The organism is Flagellimonas taeanensis, from assembly GCF_003584105.1.
GTDB classification, from domain to species: domain Bacteria; phylum Bacteroidota; class Bacteroidia; order Flavobacteriales; family Flavobacteriaceae; genus Flagellimonas; species Flagellimonas taeanensis.
The window spans coordinates 329,292-354,674 of sequence record NZ_QXFO01000011.1 but is presented as its reverse complement, the minus strand read 5'-3'; the positions used below and the strand labels follow the sequence as shown (position 1 = coordinate 354,674).

General features: G+C 45.4%; 21 protein-coding genes and 1 tRNA gene. 3 read left to right on the top strand and 19 right to left on the bottom strand.

Annotated elements, in window-relative coordinates; all coding sequences use genetic code 11:
• Positions 1 to 229: 229 nt before the first annotated feature.
• A complete protein-coding gene (locus D2V93_RS06475) occupies positions 230 to 1,207 on the top strand; it encodes a transposase (RefSeq protein WP_119618839.1) in 978 nt (325 codons plus the stop codon).
• 526 nt (positions 1,208 to 1,733) lie between these two features.
• Here the strand turns inward: D2V93_RS06475 and D2V93_RS06470 are convergent.
• The 17 genes from D2V93_RS06470 to D2V93_RS06390 all read right to left on the bottom strand — a co-directional run bounded on the left by D2V93_RS06470 (position 1,734) and on the right by D2V93_RS06390 (position 20,344).
• Positions 1,734 to 2,201: a DUF2703 domain-containing protein gene (locus tag D2V93_RS06470; RefSeq protein WP_161594391.1), complete on the bottom strand. Its 468-nt coding sequence runs from the start codon at positions 2,199 to 2,201 to the stop codon at positions 1,734 to 1,736.
• Positions 2,202 to 2,275: 74 nt separating this feature from the next.
• Positions 2,276 to 2,815 carry a sigma-70 family RNA polymerase sigma factor gene (locus D2V93_RS06465; RefSeq protein WP_051947128.1) on the bottom strand — a complete coding sequence of 180 codons (540 nt, stop codon included), beginning with the start codon at positions 2,813 to 2,815 and terminating at the stop codon, positions 2,276 to 2,278.
• A 12-nt stretch (positions 2,816 to 2,827) separates the two neighbouring features.
• The gene (locus D2V93_RS06460; RefSeq protein ID WP_051947129.1) at positions 2,828 to 3,802 is read right to left on the bottom strand and encodes a permease; all 975 of its coding nucleotides are present in this window, start codon (positions 3,800 to 3,802) and stop codon (positions 2,828 to 2,830) included.
• Positions 3,803 to 3,814: 12 nt separating this feature from the next.
• Positions 3,815 to 4,051, bottom strand: a complete 237-nt coding sequence (locus D2V93_RS06455; RefSeq protein ID WP_051947130.1) for a thioredoxin family protein — start codon at positions 4,049 to 4,051, stop codon at positions 3,815 to 3,817.
• A gap of 85 nt (positions 4,052 to 4,136) precedes the next feature.
• Positions 4,137 to 4,733 carry a sigma-70 family RNA polymerase sigma factor gene (locus D2V93_RS06450; protein ID WP_051947131.1) on the bottom strand — a complete coding sequence of 199 codons (597 nt, stop codon included), beginning with the start codon at positions 4,731 to 4,733 and terminating at the stop codon, positions 4,137 to 4,139.
• A 322-nt stretch (positions 4,734 to 5,055) separates the two neighbouring features.
• Positions 5,056 to 5,826, bottom strand: a complete 771-nt coding sequence (locus D2V93_RS06445; protein ID WP_036379065.1) for a metallophosphoesterase family protein — start codon at positions 5,824 to 5,826, stop codon at positions 5,056 to 5,058.
• Between the two features lie 2 nt (positions 5,827 to 5,828).
• Complete coding sequence (arsB, locus tag D2V93_RS06440) at positions 5,829 to 6,875, bottom strand: ACR3 family arsenite efflux transporter (protein ID WP_036379066.1); 1,047 nt, start codon at positions 6,873 to 6,875, stop codon at positions 5,829 to 5,831.
• A gap of 3 nt (positions 6,876 to 6,878) precedes the next feature.
• Positions 6,879 to 7,511 carry a low molecular weight phosphatase family protein gene (locus D2V93_RS06435; RefSeq protein WP_036379068.1) on the bottom strand — a complete coding sequence of 211 codons (633 nt, stop codon included), beginning with the start codon at positions 7,509 to 7,511 and terminating at the stop codon, positions 6,879 to 6,881.
• A gap of 16 nt (positions 7,512 to 7,527) precedes the next feature.
• Complete coding sequence (locus D2V93_RS06430) at positions 7,528 to 7,998, bottom strand: DUF6428 family protein (RefSeq protein WP_036379069.1); 471 nt, start codon at positions 7,996 to 7,998, stop codon at positions 7,528 to 7,530.
• Entirely contained in the window at positions 7,995 to 8,627 is a 633-nt protein-coding gene (locus D2V93_RS06425; RefSeq protein WP_108423558.1) for a hypothetical protein, read from the bottom strand. The genes D2V93_RS06430 and D2V93_RS06425 overlap by 4 nt, the downstream gene beginning before the upstream one ends.
• Positions 8,628 to 8,695: 68 nt before the next feature.
• Complete coding sequence (locus D2V93_RS06420) at positions 8,696 to 9,028, bottom strand: ArsR/SmtB family transcription factor (RefSeq protein ID WP_036379071.1); 333 nt, start codon at positions 9,026 to 9,028, stop codon at positions 8,696 to 8,698.
• Positions 9,029 to 9,136: 108 nt separating this feature from the next.
• Positions 9,137 to 9,349: a GDCCVxC domain-containing (seleno)protein gene (locus tag D2V93_RS18820; RefSeq protein WP_081894160.1), complete on the bottom strand. Its 213-nt coding sequence runs from the start codon at positions 9,347 to 9,349 to the stop codon at positions 9,137 to 9,139.
• A gap of 2 nt (positions 9,350 to 9,351) precedes the next feature.
• A complete protein-coding gene (gene merTP / locus D2V93_RS06410) occupies positions 9,352 to 9,954 on the bottom strand; it encodes a mercuric transport protein MerTP (protein ID WP_036379073.1) in 603 nt (200 codons plus the stop codon).
• Positions 9,947 to 10,330 carry an ArsR/SmtB family transcription factor gene (locus tag D2V93_RS06405; RefSeq protein ID WP_036379075.1) on the bottom strand — a complete coding sequence of 128 codons (384 nt, stop codon included), beginning with the start codon at positions 10,328 to 10,330 and terminating at the stop codon, positions 9,947 to 9,949. The genes merTP and D2V93_RS06405 overlap by 8 nt, the downstream gene beginning before the upstream one ends.
• 84 nt (positions 10,331 to 10,414) lie before the next feature.
• Positions 10,415 to 11,689 (bottom strand): site-specific integrase, encoded by a 1,275-nt coding sequence (locus tag D2V93_RS06400; protein WP_036385944.1) that lies wholly within the window; start codon positions 11,687 to 11,689, stop codon positions 10,415 to 10,417.
• A 222-nt stretch (positions 11,690 to 11,911) separates the two neighbouring features.
• A tRNA-Pro gene (locus D2V93_RS06395) sits at positions 11,912 to 11,985 on the bottom strand.
• Positions 11,986 to 12,133: 148 nt separating this feature from the next.
• A complete protein-coding gene (locus D2V93_RS06390; protein WP_245978106.1) occupies positions 12,134 to 20,344 on the bottom strand; it encodes a T9SS type B sorting domain-containing protein in 8,211 nt (2,736 codons plus the stop codon).
• Between the two features lie 255 nt (positions 20,345 to 20,599).
• Between D2V93_RS06390 and D2V93_RS06385 the strand changes: the two genes are divergently transcribed.
• Positions 20,600 to 21,718, top strand: a complete 1,119-nt coding sequence (locus tag D2V93_RS06385) for a PQQ-dependent sugar dehydrogenase (protein ID WP_119618861.1) — start codon at positions 20,600 to 20,602, stop codon at positions 21,716 to 21,718.
• Between the two features lie 2 nt (positions 21,719 to 21,720).
• Here D2V93_RS06385 and murQ read toward each other — a convergent pair whose 3' ends face one another.
• Together murQ and D2V93_RS06375 are read right to left on the bottom strand one after the other, a co-directional pair.
• A complete protein-coding gene (gene murQ / locus D2V93_RS06380) occupies positions 21,721 to 22,533 on the bottom strand; it encodes an N-acetylmuramic acid 6-phosphate etherase (protein WP_119618860.1) in 813 nt (270 codons plus the stop codon).
• Between the two features lie 5 nt (positions 22,534 to 22,538).
• A complete protein-coding gene (locus tag D2V93_RS06375; protein WP_072877614.1) occupies positions 22,539 to 23,288 on the bottom strand; it encodes a DeoR/GlpR family DNA-binding transcription regulator in 750 nt (249 codons plus the stop codon).
• 184 nt (positions 23,289 to 23,472) lie between these two features.
• Between D2V93_RS06375 and nagB the strand changes: the two genes are divergently transcribed.
• Positions 23,473 to 25,380, top strand: coding sequence for a glucosamine-6-phosphate deaminase (gene nagB, locus D2V93_RS06370; protein ID WP_119618837.1), 1,908 nt, complete (start codon positions 23,473 to 23,475; stop codon positions 25,378 to 25,380).
• Positions 25,381 to 25,383: the final 3 nt, after the last annotated feature.

Sequence of the window (25,383 nt, the reverse complement as noted above, 5' to 3'; positions counted from 1 at the left end):
AAGGAAACGGAATCGTTACTTAGCCGATAGAAATAATATTGTTGGAACAGATAGAGTTCTAACCTTAAATCAACAGTTCCACTTACTGCATTAGCTTTAGAAACGGAATAGAGGGAATCTAATGTTTATATTAAGTACGGTAAGTTATTTGAGCCTAAGCCAGAGAGTATTAAGGGCATAACCCACTAACGATTTAAGCCGCTCAAAGGGAACATCAAAAAGACTTTTAATGAGAATATATGGAATCGACCTGTCCAAAGATAAATTTGACGTAAGCTATGTTCTTGCAGGTGAAGAGAAAAAGAGGTTTGTCAGAAATGACTTTAAAGGTATCTGCAACTTTTTGAAACAAGTGGAAGATAGTTGCATCCTGGTAGCTGAACATACTGGAAGCTATGGTGACCTGTTGGTTCATCTCTGTTACCAGTTCCAAATTAAAATAGCATTGGTCCCTGGCTACAACATAAAGCACAGCTTGGGATTGCAACGGGGAAAGAGCGATTCAAAAGACGCATACCGTATCAGGAAATATGGTGAGAGGTTTGTGGAAGAATTACGCTTTATGGAACCAAGGTCGGAATCGGTCAAAGAACTTAAGGAACTTTACAGTTTGCGGGAACAGTTGTCAAAGAGCAGGACATCACTTTTGTTGGGACAGAAAACAAGAAAGCTCAGTCCTTCCCAGAGCATTGTGGCCCATAGAGGCTATCAGAGAGCGATAGCCAATCTGGAAAATGAAATTGATGCCATCGAAAAGGAAATTGAAAAAATCGTTCAGAACGATTCCGATTTAAATGATAACTACAAGCTTATTACCAGTATCAAAGGTATTGGTCCGGTAATAGCAAACAATCTGATCATCAAAACGGAAAATTTCAAACGTATCAATACAGCCAAAAAGGCTGCTGCCTTTGCCGGGGTATGCCCGTATCCCAATTCGTCCGGGAAAATGTCTATGAAGTCCAAGACCAGCCATATGGCCGACAAAAAGCTGAAATCTCTGTTGTTCCTTGCCGCCAAGACAGCCGTGACACACAATAAAGAGTATAGTCTATATGCAGAACGAAAAAAACTGGAGGGAAAACCCTATTTCTTGATAATGAACAATGTATCCAATAAAATGCTCAGAACTGTCTATGGTGTAATCCAGAGTCGAAAACCATATGATATGAACCATATTTGTAATGACCCAAGACAATTGAATTGAAATACTCAGGATTTTATTTGGTTTTTAATAGAGTATATAAAAAGTGACAGGGGAACGGCTTTATGCCGTCCCTTGTCCGACAAACCATTTGCGGGCTTATCTTTCGAAAACTATTGGAAGATAAAAAAGAAATCTACCCCTCCAGAAGGCCCATAAGGGTATTATAGTTCCAAACCTTAGATGGATATCCCTTGTACGCATGTTTGAAACCGAAGGTTTTTCTTTGAAAACCCATAGAACCCTAAAAACCAAAGGCTACAATATCAATCAGGCACGAACCTAGGTTATGGGAAGCGTATCCGCCGTCCTAGTCCTGAAAATGACTTATTTGAGGGCGGGGCGGACAAACGAGGGGACGATACGGCATTGGGGTATTGAACGGTAATGAAATACTACTGGGAAGATTGCCAAATTCAAAAAATAGGTAAAACAAAAGCCCATCGTTTCCGATGAGCTTAATAAGGTCTTTTCTTGTATGAGGTAAATCTCATCTAACAGAACCTAAGGCGGTTCACCCAATCATTCATCAATGGCATCCGCAGTTGGAATCCGCGGTCACTTCTCCTTTTAAGTGTTTTAGAATGTAAGGGGACAAGGTTATTTCCCCATGGTCATTTTTGGGTTCAAAATAGCCTTTGAGCAATACCTCGATTAAGATTTCTTTATTGGGTTCTCCCATTGTAGCTCCATTCCAAACCCATTCCCTGGCTTCCGGACTGTCTTCCAAATGTTCAGGATGGAAATCGAGGTTGCCGACCCTTATGGTAGGGGAAGCAACAATATGGGCTTTTTCGGCTTCCTCTATCGTTTTAATCATGGTTGAACTGAACAAGATTTCGCAGTTCAAATGATCAAAGAGTTCTTGAACTTCTTGAATCGCCGATAGCAATACACCTTGAACAGAATCACAGGCTGAGCAAGTACCTTCCCCAGTTGTTGGCATTCCCACTTGAAAAAGGGTCACTCTCAATGCATTTTTTGTCTTTACTTCCATGTTCATACGTTTTTAAGATTAAAGTTTACCCCTAAGACATGGAAAATGGACAAAGGATGCAGGTTTATACAAAATTATGATAGGCAACAGGATTTTGTAATGGTAAATCTCCACATTTGGTTTTCAGAATATTCAACTTCACCACATTCATCAAACTTTGCCCTAACCTTTTTCCTTGCCCTTAAGATCCTTGACTTTGTTGCCGATAATGTCAAGCCCAGATGCGCGGCAATACTTTTCTGCGGAAGGCCTTCTATATCCGAAAGTCTCAAGGGAGTTGAATAGTCGATAGGGAGACCATTTATAAACTTATCGAGCCAAACAAAGACGTTTTCATCATATTCATCCGGAACAAACAGGTGCAACTGTTCCAGGTCAACAAGTGTGGTCTTTCTTGGCTTCTTGTAAAAGTCAAAAATTGTATGTTGTGCAATCCTGTATAACCAAGCCTTTATATATCTTACGTCATTTTTTTTCTCACAATATGTTATGACCTTGATAAGAATCGTTTGCATTATATCATCAACATCATGCTCATTGTAAACACGCTTGCCCACATAGTTCCTTAAATCAGTCCGAAGGTCTTCCCAAATATTGAATATATCACATTTCATAAGTATAGGTTGTTAAAAAAGGAGGTTGAACAAATAACCGGAAATGATCATTCCAATGGCAATAGTTGAAAAGAAGGCAATGATCAACTGCCTTTGCATCACTTTTTGGAGCAGCAGGCCTTCGGGGATGGAAAGTCCGATCGAACCCATCATAAAGGCCATGGCCGTCCCTAACGGAACCCCTTTGTCAACGAGCGAATCCAATATGGGCAGGATTCCAACCGCATCAATGTACAATGGAATCGATACCAATACGGCAATGGGAATCGCAAAAGGGTTGGATTTTGAAATATAGGTGCCAAAAAATGACTCGGGGACATAGCCGTGGATAAATGACCCTATTGCAATTCCTATAAAAATATAGGGGACAAGGTTTTTAAGGGTCCGAATGGCCTCCCGATGAATTCCAGGAAATCGTTTCAGCAAATTTCTGCTATCCTTTTCCCTCGAATGCGCTTTCCATTCATTGTCCTTGAGCCATTCTGCCACATATTTGGCCATACCCATCTTTTCCAGGATAATTCCACCGATCACCCCCAAGACGATTCCTGAAAGTAGGTACACTATTGTAACTTTCCAACCATAGCCCAACCAGAAAATGGCAATAGCGATTTCGTTCACCAAGGGTGAGGTTATGAGGAAGGAAAGTGAAATTCCCAGTGGGATCCTGACCTGCATCATTCCCACGAACAAAGGAATGGAAGAACACGAGCAAAAAGGTGTCAAGGCACCCAAAGAGGAGGCCACAACATTCCCAAGACCTGATTTTTTGTGTTTCTCCAAATAATCCCGGATTTTTTCCATGGGCAAATAGCTTGTTACCACTCCCATTACATAGGTCACCAGCACAACCAGAATGGAAATAGAGCCAAAGGCAATGATGAAATAGTGTAATGCTGAGCCGAATGTATCCGTATCAGGAATACCCAAAAGGACATGGACAACATAGTCTGCCAGTCGGGTAAGCAGTTTTGTAAAGATTTCCATCTTAAAAACGTTTTAAAGAATTGCTAATAACACCTTGTCGTTGCTGACTTTTTTATAGTCATAAACCTTCCCGTCAATGACCAATGCAGGAAAGGTAAGGACCCCGTAGGGCATGGTGTCCTTGAGGTCAGAAAACTCGGTGATGTTTACGTCCAGATGGTTTTCACTGGCAATTTTTTCGATTTGTGCCCTTATGGGGGATGCAGTGGCGCAGCAGGATGAATGTAAAATTTTGACTTCAGTACTCATAGTTCAGTAATTTTAAATAAACTTTACTATGTAGTCTAAAATGGCGTGTCAAAAGACACAATTCTCAATAAAAAAATGATTCTACCTATTTGTACTTTGTGGATGCCTGAAAATCAACCAAGTGGTTTATTAACGGGATACACGATTCCTTAACAGAGCAATTGACGAAGTTGCCATTGGCATCATATACGATATCACAGCATTCCACAAATAATTCCCTTAGCTTTGTTCTTGCCCTTTGCACCCGCATTTTTGCAGCCGAATACCCCAAGTTCAGCTTTTCAGCTACATCTTTTTGGGATAGTTTGTCGATGTCACTCCATTGTAAAGGCTCGGCATATTTTTTGGGAAGGAACTGGATCATGGGTATCATATGATCATACACGGATAGCTCCAGATTGGTTGGTTCAGTTGCCTCAAGTATCTTTACATCACTAAGTTCAACAATTGGGGCACTCTTTTTGAAATGGTCATAAATGGTATTTCTGGCAACTTGAAACAGCCAGGCCTTGATGTTTTCAATTTCCCTATTTTTTTGATAGGACTCGACCAGTTTCAGCATTACCTCTTGCACAATATCTTCCGCAATGGTTTCATCCCGAACCTTTTTTAAGGTAAAGTATTTTAAATAACTGTAGAAACTTTCGATCTGTTCATTAATATCGCAACATTTCTTTTTCATGGCTTTGCTTTTATGGCTTTCGGTTTAATGGTGTGCCAGCCTACACAGGATATGTATACAAAGAGGTTGGTGAAACTTTTATTTTTCACTCTTCCTATTTCCTTTGTCAATTAAGGATGAAGCTTTAGTAGTGGTAAAATTTCCCTGTAACTGACCATGGTTTTCAATTCCCTTAAATGCTGATCAAGGGTAGATTTACAATGGAAAATATTTCCACCAAGTTGCCTGTTATATTCTTGTACTTACATTGTTCCTTACAAAATTCATCACAGATTTGGATTGTCTTACAAGAAAATATTTAGACTAAGGCCTTAAAAAATAATCAATGGGCCTTTCTCAATGCTCCAGCGTAAGCGTTGGGCAATATGCTGCCCTCAACGGCTTTGGCCGCCTTTTCGACATCATATTCGAAGCGTACAAACTCCACATGGATGCTATTCTTGTCCGGCCTACGGAAGTTCCCATCCATGTTCAACAGCACATAGCATCCCCTATTGTCGCCATCCTTGGGCTTTCCGATGGATCCGATATTTATCGCATGGCGGTATATGGTGCCTCCATCATAATCCAAAAGGGCCTTGTGATAGGGTTGGTGTGTATGTCCAAAACAGAGGATATCGGCATTTGCATCCCGCAGGATGCGTACCAGGCTCTTCTCCTTCCGGTCCTCGAAAAGATACTCGTTGATTCGTCTTGGGCTTCCATGCACCAGGAGTAGGTTCACTGTTTCATCGTTCCTTTTGAACTCCACATTGATATGGGATGGAAGGTTTTTCAGGTAGGCCCTTTCATCATCCCCCATAATGGAGTTGGTATAGGATATGGAAATTGCCCCGTTCGCCTTTTCCTCATCGCTCTTGTAGGCACAGCCACAATCATCACTGTTGCGTCCGATGCCAAAATCATAGTTGCCCGCAATGGTGGGTATCCGGCGTTTTCTGATCTCATGGACCACCTCGTTGGGCCAGATGTTATAGCCCACAAGGTCCCCAAGGCAATAGATGGCGTCCGGCCTATGTTTTTCCACATCCACAAAAAAGGCCTCAAGGGCAGGAAGGTTGGCGTGGATGTCCGAGAAGAGTGCAATTTTCATCCTTATGCGGTTTGCGGTTTAAAATACTTTTTGCGCAACCAAAAGGCGACCCTTACCAACAGAATCAGGGCAGGAACTTCCACCAAGGGCCCGATGACCCCTGCAAAGGCCTGGCCGGAATCCAGTCCGAAGACGGCAATGGCCACGGCAATGGCGAGCTCAAAGTTGTTCCCGGCTGCTGTAAAGGCCACCGAAGCGGTCTTGTCATATTCGGCACCCATCGCCTTGGTGAAAAAGAACCCAATGATGAACATCAGGGTAAAGTACACCAAGAGGGGTATGGCGATCACCACCACGTCCATGGGAATCTCCACGATAAGTTCCCCTTTGAGGGAGAACATGATCACAATGGTGAACAACAGGGCGATCAAGGTCATGGGAGAAATGGCGGGAACAAACTTTTGGGCATACCACTGTTCCCCTTTGATCCGGACCAATATCGTTCGGCTAAGGATGCCCATAAGGAAGGGGATGCCCAAATAAATGGCCACACTCTCCGCTATGGTCCCTATGGAGATGTCCACAATGGCCCCTTCAAAGCCAAAATATGGGGGCAAAACGGTGATAAAGATCCACGCATAGAAACTGTAGGCAAACACTTGGAAGATACTGTTCAGGGCCACCAGTCCCGCACCATATTCCGCACTGCCCTCGGCCAGGTCATTCCAGACCAGCACCATGGCAATGCAACGGGCCAAACCTATCAATATCAATCCGACCATATACTCGGGATAGTCCCTCAAAAAGAGGATGGCCAGGACGAACATCAACACGGGGCCGATGATCCAGTTGAGCACCAGGGAAATGGTCAAGATCCTGGTGTTCTTGAACACCTTGGGCAACAGTTTATAATCCACTTTTGCCAAAGGTGGGTACATCATCAGGATGAGACCTATGGCAATGGGGATGTTAGTGGTGCCGCTGTTGAACGAATTGATGATGTCGGGGAAGGACGGGAAGAAGTAACCGATACCGACCCCTACCGCCATGGCGATAAAGATCCAAAGGGTAAGGTTCCTGTCCAAAAAGCTCAATTTTTTTACTGCCATGTGTTATGATTTGATCTGTGAAAATACATACCAAAGTTCCGTTGCTATCTGTATGCTCCTTTCAAGGTATTTCTCGGCCTGTTGCGGGGTATTGTCAAAGGCCTTGGGATCCTCAAAGGTGATGGGGATGCGCTTTTCCGCACCGGGCACAAAGGGACAGGCCTCATTGGCCGAATCACAGGTCATGATGGCCCCAAAGCCGGAACTGGGGTTGAAGGCATCGTCCATTTTCTTGGAGAACCCGATCACCGGATGGGCATTTTCCGCATATTTGATGGCATAGACAGGATTTTGTCCCTGTGAAAGCTGTTGGATCTGGAACCCTTGTTTCCCCAAGGTTTCCGCCACCATCGGGAACAGGGCCGTGGCTTCGGTCCCCCCCGAATAGCAAAATACGTTCTTGATGTTGAAATGGAAAGCCATGGCCTGTGCCCATATCTGTGACAGGTGGCTCCTCCTGGAATTGTGGGTGCAAATGAAATTCAGGCGTATTTCCTGATTTTCGGAAACTTTCGACTGTATGAACCCGGCAAGGGGATCAAGGATTTCCCTACGCTCCGGGGAAACGGCATCCAGTTTCAAGGTTGTGATGAATCCCGCTATTTCAGGGAACAGGCTAGTTGTGGTCGTAGTCATTATATAGAATTAAGATTTAGCAACAATTGCCGTCCGGGGAACAGCAGGGCTCACTTTTCAATTGGGACAGTCTTACCTTTGGTTTCTTTTCGGGGACCCCACACTGGTCCTTGGCAAGGCAGTCGGTCATCTTGGTGGTCAACAGAAAATGCCCTTCATCAAAGGCAAGGCCATATTTTCCGATAGTGGTGCCCTGGTATTCCACTTCGACTTCCAGTGAGTCCTCTATTTCCAATACCTTTTGGGACAGTTCGATGATATGAACCAACTTTTCGGGATGCAACCTGTGGTCATAGTCGTTGGCCTCCCACAGTTGGAAACTGACCACTTCCTCATGGCGCACGGTTCCCCCGCAGTCTATAAAGTGTTTGTGAATCTTCCCCACTTCGGTGACATGGAAATGTCCGGGGACCATTTCCCCGGTGGGCAATTGGAAGCCAAGGGTTTCCAATCGGGACAGTACTTCTTTTACTTCTGATAATTTCATGGATTGTTCATTTTAGCTTTGATAATAGCATCGACCTGGGTGGCGACATAGATCATTTCCCCCGCGATGACGGCCTTGTTTTCAAAAAGGACCTCTGCATTTCGGTCCGTCAGCCCATCCTGTACATATACCTTGACACTGCTGTCCTCGTCCAAATGTAAGGATTCGAGGGTCTTTCTGTTGATGGTCCAACTATCGGAGCCATAGCGGACCGAATACGTGAACAGGGATTCGCCCTGCGCATTGGAGACCCTGAACCCATCGTTCTTCAGCAGGGCCAGACCGGGAAGGGTCTCATTGGCGGTATCCAGACCAGCGGATTCCACCTTGAACCTGTCATATAATCCGTAGTACATAAGGCCCGTCCTGAGCCAGATCATGGCCAATTGGCCCATATCGTCATTGTCCTGGTCCACAAATACAACGGTATAAGGGGTCTCCCCCATATTGGACACCATTCTGGCGGCGAGTTGGTCCAAAAGCTGGATCTTTTCTTTGGGTATCTGGGGAAAAACGGTCTTCAGTTCCTTTACGGAGCGTTGGATCTTTCCCCTCAGTTCCTGGGAATGTGTGGTCAATGGGAGGCACAACAGCAGCAGTGCCATGGTTAGGATCATTTTTGTTTTCATGGTTTCTATTTTATGGTTTCAGTTTATTAGTTAATCGCAATAAAACGATTAATGGGTTCAAAAAAATACTAACAGCACTCTTGGTCCAGTTCAATCCCCTGATCGAGGAATGCCTTGAACTTATCCTTCATTTCGTTCCAATTTGCCACATTGACACAGTAACAGACACTGGTGCCCTCCACATCGCCCTTGATGAGTCCCATGTTCCGGAGTTCCTTCAAGTGTTGTGAAACCGTAGGCTGTGCCAGTCCTATCTCGTCCACAAGGTCACCACAGACACAGGCCTTGACCTTGAAGAGGTGCTGCAATATGGCAATCCGGGCGGGATGGGCAAATACCTTACCGATGAGGGCGAGCTCATTCTGGTTTTCGGTAAATATTTCGGTCTTTGCCAGTCCCATATCATTATTTTATCGCAATATTACAATATATTGATTCAACATAAAAAGATTTTCGATAAAAATACTTAGGTTCAAACCAAGGCTTTACAAATTTTCAGGGTCACTTGGTCATGTACCACAACATCCGGATGTTGCCTGAATGGGGGGACAGGCCACCGAACCAAAGGAACAATACACGCAACAATCGCCATTTTTGGGCCTTAGAATGGAGCCGCAATTTTCACATTCATAAAAGAACTGACAAGAATCCGTAGGCATCTTTTCCTCTTTGGAATTGCCACAATGCGGACAGGTAATTGTAGAGTACAGATTGATATCCATTATCACTGGTCCTTTATGGTGTATCCGGTTTTCAAAATGGCGTTCACGATAGCATCCCTGGTGGTTTTGGCGGGATCGTACATTATCTGTGCATTGGCTTTTTGGTAATCTGCCTTGACCATGATGATCCCATCAAGTCCATTGACCTCGTGTTCAATATGTGCCTCGCACCCACTGCATGTCATTCCCACGACCGGAATATTGATTTCCTTGACATCTTGGCTCGCAAAAAAGTTCGTTTGACCCTTGGCTTCCTGTTTCGGGTACAAAGATTGGGCATAATAGGGAAAGGCAAGCATCGCTAAGGCAAAGACCGTGATGGTCATCAACCAAATTTTACCCTTCCAAAAGGCCGGCTTTTCGTCCGTATCGCATGCACAGTCTATTTCCTTTTTGGCGACTGTCCTTAACTGTTGGTACCACGCCACTACCAAAACCAAACCCGTAATTCCGATCAAATACGGTCTGAACGGTTCCAAAAACTTAAAATTGGACGCCAGGCCAGATGTTCCGGCCACAATGGCCAAAAGTGGTCCTATGCAACAAAGGGAGGTGGCCATGGCCAAAATAATGGAAGATCCCATTAAGGTTTTCTTGTTATTCATGGTTTACTGGTTTTATTTGTTCTTTTTTATCGAGCAGGTCAAAAATTGGAAAAAGTAACGGCGAATGATCGGTCACCAAGGAATAATGGATCATCTGGCCTTCCTTTTGGGATGTGATCAAATTTCTGTCCTTGAGCTTGCGCAAATGTTGTGAAATTGCGGATACATTCATTTCCAGTATATCACTAAGGTCACAGACACATAAGCGTTGCTCTTGGTTCAAAAGGTAGAGAATCTTAAGCCGAACCGGATTGCCCATTAAATTCATTATCCCTGAAAGGGAGTCCATGGAATTTTCCAAATTTTGCATAGTTTCCCTGCATTCCATTATCTGTTTGGCATCCGCCTCCAAACGTATGCATATGTTCTTATCCATACTACGAAGTTACAGTAATTTATTATTTTAGCAAACTCTAAAATAAATGGGTGGCAAAAGAACAATATCAAGCCCTGGGTCACATTACCTGATAATCTTTAGGGTCGGATATTCCGAATTGTCGTTCGCTTTACTTTGCCCGCTTCCCAATTTCTCCTTCAACTGGGCCATGTCCTTGCTGATTTTCTTTTCCACGACCCTAGCATACTTTTGGGTCGTTGAAAGCTTGGTATGCCCGAGGAGTTTGGAAACGGTCTCAATGGGCACGTCGTTCATTAAGGTGATTGTCGTTGCAAAGGTATGTCTGGCCACATGGAAGGTTAGGTGCTTATCAATATTTGCCCTTTGTGCAATGATCTTTAGGTATTGGTTCACCTTTTGATTGGAATACACTGGAAGAACGGTATTTTCATTTTTGGGAAAATCCACATACTTCTCCAAGATTTTCTTGGCTTTGGGCAATAGGGGAACCTTCACTTCGGTCTTGGTCTTTTGGCGTTTTACATCGATCCAGAGTTCCCCGTCGATGCCGGATACGATACCATTGGGATTGAGAAGTTTGATCTCTATGTAGCTGAGTCCGGTATAACAGGCAAAAAGGAAAATATCCCGGACCAGTTCCATGCCCTTTTCCTCGAATTCCAATTGGTCCAGCGCCAGAATTTCCTCCTCTTCCAAGAAAGCACTGTCATAATCCTCCATTTTCACTTTATACAGATTGAAGGGATTCTTGGGGATACAATCAAATTTATAGGCCATGGTCACCAATTTCTTGAACCGCAGCATATGTTTCATGATACCGTTGTTGTTCAATGTCTGGAACGATTTGATGGGTTCGCAGTTCCGCAGGAAGTTTTCAAACTCGATCAAAAAGGCATAGTCTATCGAGGCCAGCCCAATATCGGGTACCCGATATTTTTTGGCAATGAAGCGTTTCAGGTAGGTCTCTGTGGAGGAATAGTTCTTGACCGTCCCTTTGGCCAGTTTGGGCAACTCATAGGTTCGGTTGTACTCCAAAAGGTCCAATAGGGTGAGCATCACCTTGTCCTTTCCCAGATATCGAAGCTTGATGGATTGTGCCGTTATAAAGTTACTCTCGGCACTAAGTTGCCGATGGCATTCCAGCAACTTTGCACGGACGTCGTCCAGATATTTGTTTACAACAACGGATTCACTGGCCCTATGGTCCATTTTTCCCAAAATAGGACACCATCGTTCTTCAAAAGTTGATCTATGGACACTGAGATCTGCATTTTTTCCTTTACATCTGATCCGGACATAAATTGGAAACCGTCCATCTTTTTTTCTTCCTGATTTTTTCAGCCAAAAACTGATACTGAAGGAGTTAGAGGTATTCATGTGTTCTCGCTTTAAGTGAAACATTGGTTGAAGCGAAAGTCAAATCACACGAAAAATCAATAATGGAAGTACAATTTAGGGAATTTTTCCCGACAAAAATAGGACACTCTATAGGACATCCTCACCGATGGTTTCAGATGGAAATAAAAAAAACCAGAAAAAATTAATTTTCTGGTTTTCAATTAATTAAGGTTTTACTTAGTGTCATAAAACCATGGTTCGTCGGGATGACTGGATTCGAACCAGCGACCACACGCACCCCATGCGTGTACGCTACCAGACTGCGCCACATCCCGAAATTGGACTGCAAAAATATAAATTTTGATGATATTTTGACCCAGACCCTACAAAACTTTTACCGATGGGTACAAATTACCCATACCGTCTTTGACATCAAAAATAAGCTTTAGTCTTAGTGTCAATGATTTATAAAATCCGTTCACCTTATCTATAAAGTGTAAAGTGCCCTACAAATCGTTGTTTTTCCCTGTCGTTGGCATTCACAACATACCAATAATCACCTGTGGGCAACGGTTTGCCGTCATAGTTTCCGTCCCACTTCTTGACCTGGTCCAATCGGGCCACTACCCTACCATATCGATCATAAATGATTACATCGATATTGGGGAAAAACTCACGGTTTTCTGGGTACCAATAGTCGTTCAGGTTATCCCCATCCGGGGTAAAGAACGGCGGCATTTCGGGCATTCCTTCAAAATTGAACGGCAGCACAAGATTAGCCACACAACCATTGCTGTCCCGGACCATAATGTTGATGTTGGAATCCACATTGATATTGAAAGTATTCACATCCCCATAGGATTCCCCTTGGAAGAAATATTCATATCCCCCGAACCCGCCTGTGGCAACCGCAGTGACCTCATTGGGCCCGGTTTTCATGGCTTCCAGGGTCAGTGGTTCGTAGGCATCGACCTCAAACTCCACAAAGGTCACACATCCATTGGCATGGTAGATATAGACGGTATGTTCGCCCGGTGGTAAGTCTCCAAAGGTCCTTTGATTGGTGGCGAGTTGCACATCATCCACATCCAAGGAAAACAACAGGTCGGATAGTTGTGAACTGTCCGCAATACTAATCGTCGTGGTACTGTTCGGGAAAATACCTTCACAACCATATTCCACAATGGGTTCTGCCACAATATCTATCCCAATGCCTATTTCCGCTATCACATTGGTCTGGCAACCATTGGCATCCCTAATAAAGATGGCATAGGTTTCCCCGCCTTGGAGGTTGTCAAAGAACATGGTATCATTCTGAACAAAATCAGCATCGTCAACAGAGTTGATACTGGTATAATAAGGGGCCGTACCTCCAGAAACTTCCAGAGTTAAGGTACCATCACCATCTCCCATACACACCTCTGGAGTAGTGGAAACCACTGCAGCGATAAGTTCCGTAGGCTGGGTGATTTCCAGTGTTCGGGTAATGGTACATCCCAAATCGTCTTGAATAATGATGTCATAGGTCCGTGGGCTCAGGTCATTGAATGTTTTTCGGTTCGGATTATCTGGATTATCACCTTCAAAGAACTCGCTCAATGTATCGGAAATGGAATACCTGATCCTACCTGTACCTCCACTGGCCTCAATAATGATCTGTCCATTGGTGTTCCCTGCGCACATAACGGGTACTGCTTCCAAATACTCCAATACCAAAGGTGGTTTCGGCTCGATGACGATAGGGTCCGACATGGCCTCGCATCCACCACTCTGGGCATACACATAGTAGGTGCCGGCATCCAGGTCCCTAAAGATTCCGGAACTTTGTGCGGAACGGACAATATTGGCTGACGACACGGGCAATGTGTTAGAGTTCACCAAGGTGTACATATAACTTCCAATGCCTCCGAATGCCTCTGACCGAATGATTCCGGTTGATTCCCCGGCACAATTGATCGTTGCGTTGGTAAGATCCAGGGCTATCACCAAAGGTGCCGCTGGGTCCAAAGATATCTGGTTCGATTTCTCAGAAGGACAACCGTTGGAGTTCTGCACGTCATATTGAAACGGTCCTGCATCCACAGTAATGTCCACTGCAATTTCCACACTGGTCATTCCAGCCCCAAAAGGAGTAAATGGATCAGAAGTACCTGACCTACGATAGAAATATTCGACCAGAGGCTCTGGATTGGTAACTGTTAATTCCATTCTGCCCAGATCCCCACAACCCGGGGGTTGCAGCTCCACCAATTCGGCCACAACGATTTCTGGATCGGCAATGGTGATCACATTGGTGAGGGCACTACAGTTCCATCCATCAAAAATGGTGATGGTATAATCTCCTGCCGAAAGGTTGGCAAAGGTCGGTGTGGTCTGGAGTCCACTATTGGTGCCATCAGTGATTCGGTTCAACTGGTACAGATAGTTCCCAGGTCCTTGCCCACCCGCTTCGTTATAAGCCTCTATTATGGCATCATTGTCATTGTTACAGGCCAATGGACTTACTATTCGAATATCCGCAGAAATAGGTGTCGGCAATGGCAAGTTGATGGTATTGAATCTCTCACAACCCTCAAGATCTCTGATATTCACCGTGTATGTATCTGTGGATAGATTTTCGAATACGGGATTGGTATTGGGATAATCCACCAAAATGGTTCCATCGGATGCCACCAACTGATATTGGTAAGTTCCCCATCCCCCATCGCCAGTAGCTGTGATTTCACCCAAACCGGGCACATTACAGGTCACTGGGGAGGTCTGCAATAAATCAACGGTCAGTTCCCTATCTGGAGAGCGCACTGTGGTCACATTGCTCACCACATCACAATAGGGCGAATCCAACGCTTCGATACGGACTACCAAGTTACCTGCCGGCACATTTTCGATAAGTTCTGGGGTATTGATGGGCGCATCGGTATCAAAAGTTCCGGTAACCCCCGTTGAAGTTTCCACTCCGGTATTATCGCGTGTGAACACCTCGTAATTGTACTCACCATTGTAGTTGTTGATTTGCAAGCTTATGGAACCATCTCTTCCATCAAAACAGGTCACGGGTTCGACTTCGGCGATCAGAGCTTCAATGGTATTGTATTCGGGCATGTTGATGGTCGTGGTCAAATAGGTACATCCGCCACTGCCCACATCGGTCACGGCAAAGATATAGTCACCGGGAGTGGCTATATCCCAAGTTACACGGTCACTCCCCCCAGAACTTCTTGCTGGTTCAGAACCTAAAGGCAAAATCTCAACTTGATAATCCCCTGGACCTTCATTGATGATGATGTCAATGGACCCTGGACTTACTCCCGTTCCTGAAGCATCACAAGTGATCGGGTTCACATTATAGCTAAAAGTGATGTCCGTCGGGCTGTTGATGGTTATGGTTGACGTTTCCTCGCAACCATTGTAGTCACGGGCAGTGAGGGTAATGGTCTGATTGGTGCCATTATCGATCACTTCAAAAGTATTGCTGGTCTGGAAATTGGTACCATCAAACTGTGGGGTACCATCGTTCATACTATAGGTGTAAGGGCCTGTTCCGGTCGCAGTGCCAGTACCATCACCATTGGTATCGGTGTAAATGGTTATGGTCGCCGTACTGAACTGATTGCTGGACGGGTTACAGCTGAACTCGGTATGTATTGCAGTGGCCTGTAATTCTGTTGGCTCATCAATAACAATACCGCCAACTGAGTTTGTACATCCTCTATCCGAAACGACTTCAACTAAGTAGGTATCCGGTGGCAAATTATCAAAAACGGAGGAGCCTTGCGGACCAGCAACTATGTTTGAGCTACTATCATACAGGATATAATTTATTGGCGTATCGGTATCCGTACCGGGTTGAAGCTCCACCGATATGGTACCGTTATCGGCCCCATTACAGGTCACATGGCTACTGGGCGTGCCCGCAATCACAGGTGTATCCACTGTGGACACGATGACTTCGGCCTCATCCGAGCACAATGGGGACGTGTTAGAATCCAAATCCGTTACCAGAATATTATAATTTCCGGGCATCACACCGGTAAATTCGTTGTTATTCAACTGTGGTGAGCCAATATCTGTCAAAGTGAGGGCATCCCTCAATTGGTATTGAAAATTCCCACTACCCCCAGTGGTGTTCACAGTGATGACCCCATCCCCTGCATTACAAGTAGGGAAAGAGGTGGCATCGGCCGTAATGGCAAAGAAATCGAATACTTCCGCGGTGACGGTATTGGTACAGCCGTTTCCATCCCGAACCGTGATCACATAGGTGCCAGGGTTGGGCACAATAAAGGTACCTCCTGTCTGGTAACCACTTCCGATGTTGTACTGGAACGTATTTTCCGGTTCAGGACCCGAAGTAATCGGCGATACAATATTGATTTGATACCCACTTGTGGCCGTACATTGGTTCACCACATCGATCATTGGGTCCGGAACTCCGGCCTCTTGGGTCACTGCAAGCGTGGTAAAAGCGGTACAACCGTTGGCATCTTGGGCGTAGAAATCATACGTTGTGGGGTAAGGCCCAGGAACCTCAAAAGTGGTTTCCGGCACAAATGTTGTCGGTGCTGGGTCTCCAGAAGGCACATAGGCATAGGTGTACGGACCTGTGCTTCCAAAGCCTCTAACAGTCACCAAAGCACCAGCATTACACGTGGCCTCCACAAAGTTGTCGATGGCTATGGAAACAGCAGTGATATCAATAAAGGCCAAAGTACTTCCACTACATCCAGTATCTGTATCATTTACAATGATTTGATAATTCCCTGGAGCCAATCCTGTAAAGCTATCCGAAAAAGGAAGCGTTTCATTGTTATACGTCGTAGGACCAGAAATGGTAGCCCCTGTGTCCGTATTTTGAAGGGTGACTGTAAAATTGCCTGGATTGTTTGGCAATCCAGAAACCTCATAATCAATGGCCCCACTTCCTGCCACACTGCACGAAGCTGTTGTAGCAGTTGCAGTAACATTGACTGGGGTTGGTGTTGTTATTGGGGTTATTTCTTCAATATAAGTACAACCATTGGCATCCCTAACCTCAACAAAGTAAGTAACCCCAAATGTTACTACCGCAGAAAAATCATGGATATCAACTCCATTTACATTGGCAGGAACGAAAACCGGGTCTCCCACCAAACGAAATTCGTAGGGTGCTGCCCCTCCACCTGCCTGAACCCTATAAGAAAGGAAAGGATCCGTACAATTGGCTGGAGGTGCATCCAATGGGGTTAAGAACAAGGTGTTTTGGTCAATCACTACGGGATCTCGGTCCTCACAACCTTGGGCATCGGTAGTGATCAGGGTATAGTTGCCTGTGGATAGATCGGTAAAGTTTACCGAAGTACTGGTGGTTCCTATCGATGAAGCCACTGTTCCCCCAAATTCATCCACCAATACATAATCAAAAGGCGCAACACCATTGCTGATGGATGCCGCTATTCTTCCATCGATCGCTCCCGACAAGCAAATCGCATCGGTAGGCGTTGCAGTGGCATCCAAAGGATCGCTGGCACCGATGGTCACGGTATAGGCCGGGCTCACACACCCCCTACTATCGCGGATGACAAACCCTCCGTGTATTCCAGGTCCATAACCCGAAAAGATATTCTGGCTGCTGAAGGTTGCCCCATTGTCATTACTGTACTCATACGGTGGAATACCTTGTGTGGTGTCGGGAACCAACTCCACGATGCCACTGGTATTGTCCCCACATTGGGTATCCGTACCCACTACAGACCCTGCTATGGTCTCCGGAGGTGACATGGTGACCATGTTCGATTGTGTGGTACATCCGCGGCTATCGGTAATCAAAAACTGAAAGGTGGTATCCGAAATGATGGAACCATCGTTGGGAATATTGTACACAAACGAGTCCCCTGTTATATTGTTGTTATCCGAAGTGTAAGGAGCTCCATTGATACTTACCTCATAGATATCGTAGTTGCCCCCGGAGGTATATCCGTTGCTAATGTTGACTTGTATTGCACCAAAAGGTGTTCCACAATCCAGTTCCTGGGTAATCGTGGCATTGGCCATGACCTGAGGCTGAATCGTAGCGGTGACCGTATCGCGACAGTCGTTGGCATCCACCACTTCAATGGTATAGGTTCCTGGAGTGAGTCCGGAAAAGCTGTTACTGGCCCCCAATGGCCCTCCATTGATTCTATAACGGTACGGGGCCAATCCGCCTGCCGCATTCACGGCCAAGGTGGCCGCGGTAAAATTGTCATAACAGAAATCCGAGGCTCCGTTGTCCAACGTGAGCGTAGGTGCATCCAATCTTGTAAGGATAAAACTGTCGGTAACCTCACATCCATTGGCATCGGCGACAATCACTTGATAGGTCCCATCCAAGGAAAGATTGGAGAACGTGCTTCCACTTTTTGGTCCTCTTGTGGAACCATCGGGTTGGATCAAGGTGTATCGGTTACCGCCCCATCCCCCAACGGTATTGATCTGGACCGCTCCAATGTTCCCATTCTGGCAGCTCATGTCCGTTACGTTCAAACCAGTAATATCAAACGCAGTTGATGGTTCTTCAATGATCAAAGTGGCTGTATCTGTACAGTTGGTCTCTTCATCGGTCACGGAAATCACATAACTTCCGGCGGTCAAGTTCGTAACCGGAATGATGCTTCCGTTCTGAGCAGTAAAAACTGGGCCTCCATCTATACTGTAGCTATAGGTTGAATTGAATCCATCCACCAAAAAGCGACCTTCCCCATCCGAATCACCAACACAGGTAACCACTCTTGTCTGTTGGGCCTGCACACCGATGGAACTGATATCGGTAATAGCGTAGTTCTCATCATAGGAACAACCCTCATTATCAGTGACCCTAAAAGTATAAGTTCCCAGTCCCAATCCGGTAAAGGTATTGTTGTTGCCATTGTTGATGGCACTTGCCGATGGGGCAATGATCTCGTAGGTATATGGTCCCGTTCCACCTGTAACGGTCAGATCCAAAGAAGCGGTGGTAGTGATACAGTCCAAACTGGAGATACTGAAATCCAGGTTGGTGGGCTTGTTCAACGCATTGAACACAATATTGGGAAGTGCCTCTACACATCCATTGGCATCCCTGACCATGGGCGTATAACTACCCACGCCCAAATTTGGAAACACATTATTGGCTCCAAAACCTGCTCCAATACTGTACTCGTAGGGAGCGGTTCCTCCCGACACGCCGGAAATGGTGATCTGTCCCCCATTTTCATTGCCACAAGTGGGTAGAAAATCCGGATTGGCGGATGCTGTTATGGTTGATGGAGTACCCACAGTGGCCGTTTGTGGTGTTGTGGTACAGGTAAACGAATCCTGTTCGTACCGCAGCACCACATCGTAAGAGCCTGGGGCCAAATTGGAGAACACATTGCTTATCTGAAAGGTTGCCCCATTGTTGATGCTGTATTCAATCTCATACCCAAATCCATTGGTCACATTGATAGTGACCCTTCCATCGTTGGCGCCACCACAATTGGCGTCTTCTTCGGTGATGTTAAAAATAGGCGGGGGAATATTGGGAACATCCACGGAAGCACTTCGTTGGCAACCATTGGCATCTTCCACCAAAATGGAGTAGGTTCCCGCTGTGGTCACAGAAAAGCTGGTGCTGCCCAAATAAGTTGAACCGAAAGGACCTCCATCCACACTGAAACGATAGGGAGCGGTTCCACCTGAAGTAGTCAAATTGACATTCACCGAAGTGGCGCCACATCCAAAACTATCCGATGCAGTGGCCGAAACGGCCAATGGACTTATACCACCACCTATCACTATGGGATCACCATTGATATCATTCGTAACGGTCTCTGAACAATTGTTGGTCTCCACCCGAATGCTGTACGTTCCAGGGCTTACGTTGGCAAATGTATAGGAATCGGACCCGTTGGGGCCAAAAGTATCCACGGTCACACCGTTCTTCACCAAACGATAGGTATAGAATCCAGGTACGCCAGAAACCTGAACATCTATACTTCCCAGTTCCCCGCTGCAGAGAATATCATTGGCGGTCACATCTACATTGATGTCAAGATCGTTCACAGTTACTGGATTTGATGGAAAAATACAGGCACTGGCCGAAACGTTCTTCAAACGTACATATACCCTGTAGGTTCCTGGTGTAGTGATATCAAAATAGGGAGTATCTTGATAAGGCCCGGCAGGACTGTTCAAACTATACTCGTAACCTGCAGGAACATTGGTCACTTCTACCCTGCCCGGATTTCCACAAACAATGTCCTCCTTGATCAATTGTGGGTTCAAGGGGTTGAGTGTCGATTTAAAATAATAGTATTGTCCAGAGTTTACCCTTACCCTGAATTCCCCTGCTGTCGAAAGGTCATAAGTGGGTCCCGTACCTACCGTGTTCCATGTACAGGCAGCATTTATGGTAGGGCAATCATCCACCACGGTAGGGGCACAACTATTGGGGTCCAACTGTTGCCATTGGTAGGCACTGCCCGATTGGCTCAGGCTCAAGGTCCTGACATCACTGGTTCCGCATAGGAAGAATTTAGCCAGTGTGCTTCCATCGTTTGGGCAAACGACCTGTTGATCGCTCCCCTGTATAATGGTCGCAAACATACTGGCACTTGCCGGGGCAAAGATCACTTCTGTAGCCAATGGCATCTCTGGAGGGGAAACCACCTCTCCCTCTCCAGCATTTGCTGCGGATACGGTGGACACAATTCTTGTCAAAATGTTTTTGACGTCTGTTTTTGCTAATACCGTGGAACCAAAGATTGATATGAACACCAGCAACACGGCATATAGCAAATGCCTTGTTTTTTGAGGAAGCATAGGTTAAGTCTTGTTAGCAGAATATGTCAGATTTGGGACCTTAATATTCTAAGTTGTAAATGTCTATACTTATAAAATTCTGTTTATCTTACGGCAAATGATTTTCTAAAAATGACCGTTCGTCTATTAAATCTGTTATTTCAACGTAAAATTATAGAAAAAAGTACCTTATTTCCCTATTTTTTCGTTGTACTGCTCAATACGTCCTGTGCCCAAAATTCAAATTCCAAGATAAATCTTACAAATAATACGGATTTTACATCTGAAATTGTAGTGGATGGAATTCAAAACCCGTGGGGCCTGGTCTTTTTTCCCAACAATGACATCCTGATATCCGAAAAATCAGGGAAATTAATTTTATATAGATCAGGAAAAAAGGTTGAAGTTGGCAATGCACCCGAGGTCTACAACCGGGGACAGGGCGGTATGATGGACATAGAACTGCACCCCGATTATAAAAAAAATGGATGGATCTACTTTTCCTATGCCTCAAGTGAGGGCGATAGTAAAGGTGGCAATACCGCAATTATGCGGGCCAAGCTTTCCGATACCAAACTTGTACAAAAACAATTGCTCTACAAAGCGGTCCCCAATACGACCAAAGGCCAACATTTTGGATCACGGTTAGAGTTCGACCAGGACGGCTACCTGTTCTTTTCCATTGGTGAGCGCGGTGATCGGGATGTGAACCCACAGGACATTACAAGGGACGGTGGCAAAATCTATCGTCTACATGATGATGGACGGGTTCCCAAGGACAACCCGTTCGTTGACAAAGACGGTGCCAAGACAGCCATCTACAGCTACGGCCATCGAAACCCACAGGGACTGGCGCTCCACCCAGAAACCGGACAGTTATGGGAGCACGAACATGGCCCTAGGGGCGGTGATGAAATCAATATCATACAAAAAGGCAAAAACTATGGTTGGCCCGTGGTCACCTACGGCATCAATTATAGTGGCACCAAAATAACCGATGAGACTTCACGGCCAGGAATGGAACAGCCTCTATACCAATGGACTCCTTCCATAGCCCCTTCCGGATTGGCTTTTGTCACCTCTGATAGGTACCCTAACTGGAAAAACAGTCTTTTGGTTGGCTCCTTGGCGTTTCAATATTTGGAACGGTTGGAAATCAAGAACAACAAAGTGGTGTACCGCGAAAAACTATTGGACGGTATGGGACGGGTACGCAACGTGCGGCAAGGCCCGGACGGCTACATTTATGTAGGGATAGAGGGCAAGGGCATCTATCGGTTGCTTCCCAGATAACCCTATTTCAATGCATCTATGGCCCGTTTTACGGAACCGTACTTTATCAATGCCTTCTCAGCTTCGTCATAGTTCAGCCCCAGCTCTTCCATAATATAGCGGGTTCCGCGGTCTACCAATTTGGTGTTACTGAGCTGCATGTTCACCATTTTATTGCCCTTTACACGACCAATGCGTATCATCAGCGCCGTGGAAATCATATTGAGTACCAACTTCTGGCTGGTCCCGCTTTTCATTCGGGTGCTTCCGGTCAAAAATTCAGGGCCCACATTAACCTCTATCGGAATGTCCGTATCCGTTGCCAAAGGCGATCCTGGATTGTTGGTGATGCCCACGGTCAAGATTCCATGCTTTTTTGCATCGGCAATACCTCCCAACACATAAGGAGTTGTCCCTGAAGCCGCTATACCGATCAGGACATCGTTTTTGGTAATGTTATATTCCTGAAGGTCTTTCCAAGCTTGCTCCATATCGTCCTCGGCAAATTCAACGGCCTTGCGTATGGCACTGTCCCCTCCTGCGATGAGACCGATGACCCTGTCATAGGGCATTCCAAAAGTAGGCGGTATTTCGGAAGCATCAAGGATTCCCAACCGTCCACTGGTGCCGGCACCGATATAGAACAGTCTACCCCCTTTTTCAAAACGCTTTGCGGTCTCATCTACGACTTGGGCCACTTGGGGCAAAACCAATTCCACGGCATCCGCTACTTTCTTGTCCTCATTGTTTATATTGGCCACAATGTCCAAAGTCTTCATTTCATCCAATCGGTCGTACAAAGACGGTTCCTCGGTAATCTTTATGTGCTTTTCTATCACTATTACAATAATTGTATGTTCATATTCTTAAATGCATCAAGTTTGCTGTCCCATGGTTCCAATTCCGTTATCAGGGCATCGATTTCTTCCACACCACATATCCTGTACCGCTGCAATGAACCGATTTTTTCCGATATGCAAGGCGATACTACCTTACGGGCACTATGGATCATGGCTTTTTTCATTTGTACGATTTCCCAATCAAATTCCGTCAGTCCTTCCGTTGGATGGATGGAGTTCGTACCTAAGAAACAAATATCCACTTTGATGTCGGACAGCATGTTGATGGCACTCCCCCCAATTGCTATTTGGGAATCCTGTGACAGCCTTCCCCCGATGAATATCACCTCTATGTTACTTTTTCCCAGCAATTGCACAGCCACGGGTAGACTTGGGGTAAAACAGGTCAATTCCATCTTTGAGGGCAAACGTCTTGCCAGTTCCAAATTGGTGGTACCCCCACTCAGCAAAATCACCTGCCCTTCTTTGATGAGTCCCAAGGCTTTTTCTGCTATCAAAGATTTTTTTTCAAGAGAGTAGATTTTTTTTCCAGTGGGGTTATAATTGTTGAAACCCAAAGAAATTGCTCCTCCGTGTACTTTCTTCAGCTGCTTGGCATTGTGCAGTTCCTTTATGTCCCTTCGTATGGTATCCACAGAAACATTGAGCAGATTGGCTATGTCTGTCAACAATACCCTATTGTGAACCCCAACCTCATTGAGGATAAACTGATGCCTTTCTTCTTTCAACATATACAGTAGGTAAAGTTAAATAAATCCTAAAAAGATTACCAATATCAGCAAAATACTGCAAAACTATGCAGATTTTGGAACTATATCTATAAATAACAGCAATATTTGGCAAATCTTGCATGTTTTTGCATATATTTGAGAAAAAGTTTCGTCTTTTTGCCAGAACACTCTACGATTACCAGATATGCACCAACCTTATCAAGAAGAATTAAGATTCGAGAAAATCCATACGATCATACATCGGGATTCGAACACTGCATCTTTGTCGGTGGCCAATGAAATTGCAAGCCTTATCAAACTGAAACAGGAAGAAGGAAAAAAAGCCGTTTTGGGTCTTGCCACAGGTTCCACGCCCATAAAGGTTTATGAATATCTGGTCCAGTTCCATAAGGAAGGGAGATTGAGCTTCAAGAATGTGATCACTTTCAATCTGGATGAATATTTCCCCATGGAACCAGGTTCCATACACAGTTATGTAAGGTTCATGAAGGAACACCTTTTCGATCATATCGACATTGAACCGGACAACATCCACATCCCCAATGGTGACCTTGGTATGGAAGAGGTCAGGAAATATTGTGAGGATTACGAAGAAAAAATAAAGAACGTTGGAGGGCTGGATATCCAAATTTTGGGCATAGGACGCACAGGACACATAGGTTTTAATGAACCTGGATCCACGCTCAATAGCAAAACCCGCTTAATCCGCTTAGATCGGGTAACAAGGTTGGATGCCGCCAGTGATTTCTTTGGGGAGGAAAATGTACCCAAAAGGGCCATCACCATGGGCGTGGGAACCATTATGGGGGCCAGAAAAATCATTTTGATGGCCTGGGGCGAAGGAAAATCCAACATCATACAACAGGCCGTGGAAGGCAAAATAAAGGAATCCGTTCCGGCAACCTTCCTACAACATCACGAAAATTGTGATTTTGTATTGGACAGTGCGGCAGCCTCTTCCCTGACCAGGATAAAGACCCCTTGGCTGGTCACCGAGTGCGAATGGGACGACAGACTCATCAAAACGGCTACCATATGGCTTTCCGAAAAACTGGGAAAAGCCATTTTGAAACTGACCAACGAGGATTATAACGAATATGGGATGGGCAACCTCATTGCGGAAATAGGTTCCGCGGAACAGATCAACCTGAAAGTGTTCAACCAGTTGCAGCATACCATCACGGGATGGCCTGGGGGAAAACCCAACGCAGATGACAGCCAGCGACCCGAAAGGGCCGAACCGTACCCAAAAACATCGCTTATCTTCAGCCCACACCCAGATGATGACGTCATTTCCATGGGCGGAACACTACTGCGCTTGGTAGATCAGGGGCATCATGTGCACGTAGCCTATCAAACTTCTGGAAATATTGCTGTTTTTGATGATGAGGTGATACGTTTCCTCGATTTTGCCACAGATGTTCAAAAGGACAACAAGGAGCTGAGAAAAAAATTCAAGGAGGTACGAGAGTTTCTCGCTAATAAAAAGCCCGGGCAAGTGGATAGTCCGGAGGTACAGCAGTTCAAAGGTCTGATCAGAAAAGGAGAAGCCTTGGCCGCCTGCAGGTATTGTGGTGTACCCGAGGCGAATGCCCATTTCCAGAACCTTCCGTTCTATGAAACAGGAGCCGTCAGAAAGAAACCGCTTTCCGATGAAGATGTGCAGATCACTTACGACTTGCTCAACAAATTAAAGCCGCATCAAATTTTTGCCGCAGGAGATCTTTCCGACCCACATGGCACCCACAGGGTATGCCTCGATATCATATTCAAGGCCATTCAAAAACTGGTGGACGACCGTGCGGAGTGGATCAGAAACTGCTATGTATGGCTATATAGGGGTGCATGGCAAGAATGGGACATCGCCGATATGGAGATGGCCATCCCGATTGGGCCCAAGGACATGGCAAGGAAGATCACTGCAATATTCAAGCACCAGTCCCAAAAGGACAGTGCCATGTTCCCTGGCAATGATGAACGGGAATTTTGGCAACGTGCCGAACAAAGAAACAAGGAAACCGCAAACCGATATAACGCACTGGGCATGGCCGAATATGAAGCCATGGAAGGCTTTGTGCGCTATCACTTTTAACTC

What these genes read in the sequence shown, in the direction of transcription:
- D2V93_RS06475 (WP_119618839.1), top strand. Translation starts at nt 230, where the DNA reads ATGAGAATATATGGAATCGACCTGTCCAAAGATAAATTTGACGTAAGC.
- D2V93_RS06470 (WP_161594391.1), bottom strand. Translation starts at nt 2,201, where the DNA reads ATGGAAGTAAAGACAAAAAATGCATTGAGAGTGACCCTTTTTCAAGTG.
- D2V93_RS06465 (WP_051947128.1), bottom strand. Translation starts at nt 2,815, where the DNA reads ATGAAATGTGATATATTCAATATTTGGGAAGACCTTCGGACTGATTTA.
- D2V93_RS06460 (WP_051947129.1), bottom strand. Translation starts at nt 3,802, where the DNA reads ATGGAAATCTTTACAAAACTGCTTACCCGACTGGCAGACTATGTTGTC.
- D2V93_RS06455 (WP_051947130.1), bottom strand. Translation starts at nt 4,051, where the DNA reads ATGAGTACTGAAGTCAAAATTTTACATTCATCCTGCTGCGCCACTGCA.
- D2V93_RS06450 (WP_051947131.1), bottom strand. Translation starts at nt 4,733, where the DNA reads ATGAAAAAGAAATGTTGCGATATTAATGAACAGATCGAAAGTTTCTAC.
- D2V93_RS06445 (WP_036379065.1), bottom strand. Translation starts at nt 5,826, where the DNA reads ATGAAAATTGCACTCTTCTCGGACATCCACGCCAACCTTCCTGCCCTT.
- arsB (WP_036379066.1), bottom strand. Translation starts at nt 6,875, where the DNA reads ATGGCAGTAAAAAAATTGAGCTTTTTGGACAGGAACCTTACCCTTTGG.
- D2V93_RS06435 (WP_036379068.1), bottom strand. Translation starts at nt 7,511, where the DNA reads ATGACTACGACCACAACTAGCCTGTTCCCTGAAATAGCGGGATTCATC.
- D2V93_RS06430 (WP_036379069.1), bottom strand. Translation starts at nt 7,998, where the DNA reads ATGAAATTATCAGAAGTAAAAGAAGTACTGTCCCGATTGGAAACCCTT.
- D2V93_RS06425 (WP_108423558.1), bottom strand. Translation starts at nt 8,627, where the DNA reads ATGAAAACAAAAATGATCCTAACCATGGCACTGCTGCTGTTGTGCCTC.
- D2V93_RS06420 (WP_036379071.1), bottom strand. Translation starts at nt 9,028, where the DNA reads ATGGGACTGGCAAAGACCGAAATATTTACCGAAAACCAGAATGAGCTC.
- D2V93_RS18820 (WP_081894160.1), bottom strand. Translation starts at nt 9,349, where the DNA reads ATGGATATCAATCTGTACTCTACAATTACCTGTCCGCATTGTGGCAAT.
- merTP (WP_036379073.1), bottom strand. Translation starts at nt 9,954, where the DNA reads ATGAATAACAAGAAAACCTTAATGGGATCTTCCATTATTTTGGCCATG.
- D2V93_RS06405 (WP_036379075.1), bottom strand. Translation starts at nt 10,330, where the DNA reads ATGGATAAGAACATATGCATACGTTTGGAGGCGGATGCCAAACAGATA.
- D2V93_RS06400 (WP_036385944.1), bottom strand. Translation starts at nt 11,689, where the DNA reads ATGAATACCTCTAACTCCTTCAGTATCAGTTTTTGGCTGAAAAAATCA.
- D2V93_RS06375 (WP_072877614.1), bottom strand. Translation starts at nt 23,288, where the DNA reads ATGTTGAAAGAAGAAAGGCATCAGTTTATCCTCAATGAGGTTGGGGTT.
- nagB (WP_119618837.1), top strand. Translation starts at nt 23,473, where the DNA reads ATGCACCAACCTTATCAAGAAGAATTAAGATTCGAGAAAATCCATACG.